Source organism: Massilia sp. 05N420, from assembly GCF_056397205.1.
The window spans coordinates 1-355 of sequence record NZ_JBFTMX010000299.1 but is presented as its reverse complement, the minus strand read 5'-3'; the positions used below and the strand labels follow the sequence as shown (position 1 = coordinate 355).

The window sequence follows — 355 nt, the reverse complement described above, 5'->3', positions numbered from 1 at the left end:
CTGCAATGCGCTGAAGTCCGAGCGACCCCGGTTGTCGAGCACGACAGCCTCGCCATCCAGTATCGCCGACCCGACACCCAAGTCTCTTGCCGCCTCGGCGATCGTGGGAAATCGAGACGTCCAGTCATGGCCACCGCGCGTCAGAATGCGAATGCCGTTAGGCTCGATATGGACCGCTACCCTGTAGCCATCGAATTTGACCTCGAACGTCCAGTCAGAGCCGCTGGGTGCCTTCGACCTAAGCAAGGCGAGGGCGGGCTCGATTCGATCGGGGATCGCATCGAATGGCAAATTTGGTTGAGCAGGGTCTCGCGTTTTCCGGGGAGCCGACTTTGCAATTTGGTCGTCTCGCAAC

The 355-nt window shown here is 60.0% G+C and carries 1 protein-coding gene; it reads right to left on the bottom strand.

Annotated elements, in window-relative coordinates:
* Window positions 1–291 (bottom strand): ATP-dependent DNA ligase (locus tag AC1DIX_RS28410; RefSeq protein WP_477328704.1); only part of this gene is annotated, 291 nt, incomplete at its 3' end.
* Window positions 292–355 lie beyond the last annotated feature (64 nt).